Origin of the sequence: Methylobacterium sp. B1, assembly GCF_000333255.1 — a bacterium.
In the GTDB taxonomy this organism is placed as follows: Bacteria; Pseudomonadota; Alphaproteobacteria; order Rhizobiales; family Beijerinckiaceae; genus Methylobacterium; species Methylobacterium fujisawaense.
Window position 1 is genome coordinate 1 of the sequence record NZ_BACT01001054.1, and the last position, 5,218, is coordinate 5,218.

6 protein-coding genes are annotated in these 5,218 nt (G+C 67.3%); 2 read left to right on the forward strand and 4 right to left on the reverse strand.

Annotation, left to right across the window (positions count from 1 at the left end):
- Nucleotides 1–1,222 (forward strand): DHHA1 domain-containing protein (locus I53_RS29325; protein ID WP_043357741.1); only part of this gene is annotated, 1,222 nt, incomplete at its 5' end.
- A gap of 11 nt (nucleotides 1,223–1,233) precedes the next feature.
- Here the strand turns inward: I53_RS29325 and I53_RS29330 are convergent.
- The 4 genes from I53_RS29330 to I53_RS29340 form a co-directional block, all read right to left on the reverse strand.
- On the reverse strand, nucleotides 1,234–1,689 hold the full coding sequence (locus I53_RS29330; protein WP_210274774.1) for a CAP domain-containing protein: 456 nt from the start codon (nucleotides 1,687–1,689) through the stop codon (nucleotides 1,234–1,236).
- Between the two features lie 166 nt (nucleotides 1,690–1,855).
- Nucleotides 1,856–2,929 (reverse strand): HD-GYP domain-containing protein, encoded by a 1,074-nt coding sequence (locus I53_RS29335; protein WP_043357744.1) that lies wholly within the window; start codon nucleotides 2,927–2,929, stop codon nucleotides 1,856–1,858.
- A 109-nt stretch (nucleotides 2,930–3,038) separates the two neighbouring features.
- The gene (locus tag I53_RS34395) at nucleotides 3,039–3,191 is read right to left on the reverse strand and encodes a hypothetical protein (RefSeq protein ID WP_167380416.1); all 153 of its coding nucleotides are present in this window, start codon (nucleotides 3,189–3,191) and stop codon (nucleotides 3,039–3,041) included.
- 402 nt (nucleotides 3,192–3,593) lie between these two features.
- Nucleotides 3,594–4,286 (reverse strand): GntR family transcriptional regulator, encoded by a 693-nt coding sequence (locus I53_RS29340; RefSeq protein WP_043357745.1) that lies wholly within the window; start codon nucleotides 4,284–4,286, stop codon nucleotides 3,594–3,596.
- A gap of 480 nt (nucleotides 4,287–4,766) precedes the next feature.
- On the opposite strand from I53_RS29340, the gene I53_RS29345 reads away from it, so the two are divergent.
- Nucleotides 4,767–5,218: MFS transporter (locus I53_RS29345; protein WP_043357747.1), on the forward strand; the 452-nt coding region annotated here is incomplete at its 3' end.

The window sequence follows — 5,218 nt, forward strand, 5'->3', positions numbered from 1 at the left end:
CCGCGCCGTGGTCAATCCCATTCGCCTCGACGACCTGTCGGGCCTCGGCCATCTCTGTGCCGCCGGGATCGTGTTCCTCACCCTGGTGGCACTGAACCGTGCCCTGCGGCTGGAGGGCTTCTTCGGGCCGGACCGCCCCGAACCGCAGCTCACCGATGCCCTCGACCTCGTAGCGCTGGCGACCGTGGCCGACGTCGTGCCCCTCACCGGCCTCAACCGGGCCTTCGTGACGCAGGGCCTGACGGTGATGCGCCATCGCGGCCGCATCGGCCTGGCGGCCCTGCTGGACGCGGCCTCGCTGAGCGAACCGCCGGAATCGTGGCATCTCGGCTTCGTCCTCGGGCCGCGCATCAATGCCGGTGGCCGCATCGGCGATTCGGCCCTCGGTGCCCGGCTTCTGACGACGGCGGACCCGAACGAAGCGGCCCGGATCGCCGCCGACCTCGATCGCCTCAATCGCGAGCGTCAGGCGATCGAGGCGCAGGCCGTCTCCGAGGCCGAGGCCGAGATGGACCGTGCCCTGACGCTCGACCCGACCCGCACCGTGCTGGTCACGGCCAGTCCTGAGTGGCATCCCGGCATCGTCGGACTCATCGCGTCGCGCCTGAAGGAACGGTTCAACCGCCCGGCCTTCGCCTTCGCGATCCGACCCGACGGCAGCGCCACCGGCTCGGGTCGCTCGATCCCGGGGTCAGATCTCGGGCTTGCGGTGCGCGCCTGCGTCGAGGCCGGGATCGCCCTCAAGGGGGGCGGACACGCCATGGCGGCCGGCGTCACCGTACGGACCGACGACATCCCCCGCTTCGAGGCGCATCTCGTCATGCTGCTGGGGGCGAGCGTGACCGTGGCGCGGGCGGCCGACGCCCTGCTGATCGACGGCGGACTCAGCGCCGGGGGCGCTACCGCGGAAACGGTCCGGCTGCTCCAGCAGGCCGGACCGTTCGGACAGGGCGCGCCGGAGCCGATCTTCGCCCTCGGGCGCCATCGCCTGGTCGATGCCGGCGTGGTCGGGTCGAGCCATGTCAGGGCTCGCCTGCGCAGCCGCGACGGACAGGCGGTGGGCGCCATCTGCTTCCGTGCCGCCGAGCGCCCCCTCGGCCTCGCGCTGCTGAACGGGATCGGTCGGGAACTGCACGTGGCCGGAACGCTGTCCTGCGACCGCTGGCGCGGGGCCGAGCGGGCCCAGCTCCGGATCGTCGATCTGGCGCCGGCGGACCCCTGAGAGCCGCTGCGTCAGGTTCCTGCCATGACAAGGGCCCAGAACCGCTTGTAGCGCGTGGTCGGCGCATCCACGCGGGCGATCCCGATCCTGCGGATCTGCGGCAGCAGCATATTCTTGTTGTGCTCGGGGCTCGCCTTCCAGCGGGCGAGCACCTGCTCGAGGGTCTCGGAGCCGGCACTGAGATTCTCCGCCGCCCAGGCTTTCGCCAGACCGACGGAGGCCATGCGCGACGTGAAGCTGCCGCCGATCTCGTGGCTGAGCTGGCCGTGGCGCGCGTTGTTGCCGGCCTGGAAGGCCGCCGCCTTCACGAGAACCGGATCGACCACGACGGGGCTCAGGCCGTTCTGAACCCGGTAGGCCGAAATCGCGGCCGCGGCCGCGACCTCGTCGAGCACGGCTGTGTGCGTCGCATTCTCAACGGACGCATCCGGCATGACGGAGACGCCGCCGCATGCGGTGAGGCTCATCAGAAGGGCGGCGGCGAGGGCGAACTTGAATTTCGGCACGGTCCGGACGGCGATCGGTGACAGACACCCGCCTCCCTCCAGGGCGGTTGCGGCGAAAGCGCGGCACGCGGCGCGCCCGCACGATGCCGCACTCGCGCGTGGCACGCGCGCCACGCACCCGGCGTGATCACGCCGCCAGGGACATGCCGGCCAGCATCGAGGGTGCGAAGGCGCGGAGGAGATCCAGATCCAGATGACCGGTGCCGCCGACCATCGTGGCCAGGGCGTCGGCGGGGGTCGCCGATTGCCGATACGTGCGCCGCTCGGTCAGGGCCGAGAACACGTCGCAGATCGTCACGATGCGCACGAGGTCCGAGATGGCCGAGCCGGCCAGGCCGTCGGGGTAACCTTTGCCGTCCAGGCGCTCGTGGTGATGCCGGACCACATCGATGATTGCCGCCTCGAACTCACCCTGAGCGACCAGAAGGTCGGCGCCGATATCGGGATGGCGCTGCATGAGCCGCATCTCCTCAGGATTGAGCGGCCCCGGCTTGTTGAGAATCTCGACCGGAATGCGCGACTTGCCGATGTCGTGCAGCAGCGCAGATCGAACCAGTCGCGCGAGGTCGGTCCGATTGAGGCCGATCTGAGCGCCGAAGGTCGCGGCGTGTCCGGCGACGCCGAGCGTGTGCTGATAGACGCCGATCTCGTGGCGCCAGACTTCGGCGAGCCACGCCCCGATGCCGACCTCGGAAACGGCAGCGAGGACCAGCTCGGTTCCCCGCTCCACGTCGGCACGCCGGAGTCGGGCGCCGAGGGCGGCGCTGTCGAACAGGTCCGCGACGATTGCGGTAGCACCCGTGACGCGCTCCGCGAGCTGTCGCCGACGCGCCTCGGCCGACCGCGTCGCCTCCTCGATCATGGCGAAGACATTCGCCAGGACGATCTGGCGCGGTGCCGCGGCGGGGAGCTGGCGGAGGTTGGACGCACCCGCCATGGGCTCGCCGCGTACGAGAACCAGGAGCGGGAGTGACGGCCTGTACCGGTCGAGAGTGGTACGCAACGTTGCGGCTTGGACCGGTGGAAGATCCAGAACCACGAGGTGGGGCCGCTCGGCCGGGATCGGCGCGCCCGGCGAGAGCGCCCGGCAATCCATCACCAGCGCGATCGCGCGCTCAAGGGCTCTCTGCTCGGATGGGCGATCCGAAATCAGAAGGACGTAGGGGCCGTCCGAGAATCGCGATGCGGCGCCGAGGGCCAACGCGGTCGCTCCTCGCCCGCAGGGTCAACGATCCATTTACCCTACGCGCAAGTTTTGAGGAAAGCGTTAACCGTGCTCGGCGCCCTCACCGAAACATCGACGGATCGCGTCAGGCCAGCTTGGCGGAGGCGACGTCGCCGGTCGGTGCGACGGTCGAACGACCGGACGTGCGCTCGGAGCTCAGAAAGTCGGCGAACTTCACGGTCAGCAGCGCCTGGCAAACGGCGAAAGCGACAAAGATAGCGAGGAAGCTGGCGATCATCGGACTCTCCAGGGCGGCCGGGCACCGCGATATGTTGCGGTGCGAGAAATGTCATGCCGCCCTGCAAACTGGTATGCCAGATAACGAATACCGTTCATGCGGCCTATGCATGGAGGACGGAGATGCGACCGCATTCCGCACAGAAGCCGCACATCGCATGCGCCACGCTCGCAGTTGAGAGTGGCGCACAGAGACTTCGCGCCTCTCAAAATTTTTGCAGTGCGGCAACGCTTGTGCGCGATTTAATTTGTAACCAGCACTCGGTCGGGGTTCAGACCACCGGGTCGGTCGGTGCTGTCGCAGCCGAAGCGCACGACCGTGCGGCCCTCGCCGACGATTCCCGATGCGGTCGGCGAGGCTTTGTCGGTCGAAACGGACCCTGTGGGACGGTCTCGACGCCGATCAGTCCAGGTAGTCGCCGTAGGTGTCGACGTGCTGAGCCAGCCCGAGGCCATGCTCGCGCACGAGACGTTCGGCCAGGTCGGCATCTCGCGCTTCCAGAGCCGAGATGATGGCGACGTGCTCCCGGATCGAACGCTCGGCCCGGTCGCCCTGCCGGAGCGCCGTGCTGCGGATGCCCCGCACATGCATCAGAAGATTACTGGTCAGATCGGCAATCGCATCGCAGTGTCCCAGAGCGATGATGCGTTGATGGAAGCGGATGTTCGCGTCCGAGTACTCATCAATGTGCTCTGAGGGCTGTCCCTCGAAGAATTCCGGGAAGGACTCGCGCAGGGCGCGAAGCTGGGCATCGGTGGCGCGGGTGCAGGCGAGGCGAGCCGCCATGCTTTCCAGCGCCGTCCAGGCGTGGATCATGCTGACGATCTCGCGCTTGTTCTTCTTGATCACGAAGACACCGCGCCGGGCCTCGGACCGGACGAAGCCTTCCTGCTCCAGAACCGTCAGGGCCTCGCGCACGGGCGTCCGGCTGACGCCGAGATCCTGCGACAGCTTCCGCTCGTCGAGGCGGACCTCGTCCGGACGTCCGTAGATGTCCATGTTGGTGATGGCTGTCTTGAGCGCCTCGTAGGCCAAGGTCCGGAGACTGGAGCTGGCGACGATGGGCTTCACGCTCAGCGGTTCGGAATTCGACATCCCTCGTCCAGTCAGCTCACACGTATGATGTCTCGCACGCATTCTCTGTCGTGCGCTCCCAAGCGGACTAACCCAAACCTTGGCCAGATCCTAGTCAATTGCGGGGCGGCCCCACAGACCTGTGACCTTTGCCGACTTTTCGCCTCGCGGAAGTTGTGCAGGCGCGGCTTCCCATCCGCCGTTTTCACCCCACGTTCGGCCGATCGGTTTTAATCCCGGCGCCGAAACGTGTATTTTTATGCCGGTTCGATTGACAGCCTGGAGGGATACCAGCACCATCCTGCTGGCATACCGTCGACCATCAGTCCCGCGCTGCTGAGTCCAATGCGGATGCTCGAGTACTTGAGACTTTATTTGCCTGCGGGCCAAGAATTTTTCGAAGAATCCCGGTCATCTTGTTCTGCCAAGCTGGGCCGCGGCAGGGCATACAGCCGGTCTGAGCACAGACCCCAACAATAATACTGCCAAGGAGGGATGGGTATGTCCGAGATCGTCAAACCGGCGGGGCGTGGCCGATGGCTGCAACTCGCCTTCGGCGTGGTCTGCATGTGCATGATCGCCAACATGCAGTACGGTTGGACCTTCTTCGTGAACCCGATGCAGGAGCGGCACGGCTGGGATCGCGCGGCGATCCAGGTGGCGTTCACGCTGTTCGTCGTCACCGAGACGTGGCTGGTCCCGATCGAGGGCTGGTTTGTCGACAAGTATGGCCCGCGGATCGTCACGCTGTTCGGCGGCCTGCTCTGCGGCATCGCCTGGGTGATCAACTCCTACGCCGACTCGCTCACCGTGCTGTACATCGCGGCCGCGATCGGCGGCACCGGCGCCGGTGCGGTCTACGGAACCTGCGTCGGCAATTCGCTGAAGTGGTTTCCCGACCGACGCGGCCTCGCCGCGGGCATCACCGCGATGGGCTTCGGCGCGGGGCTCGG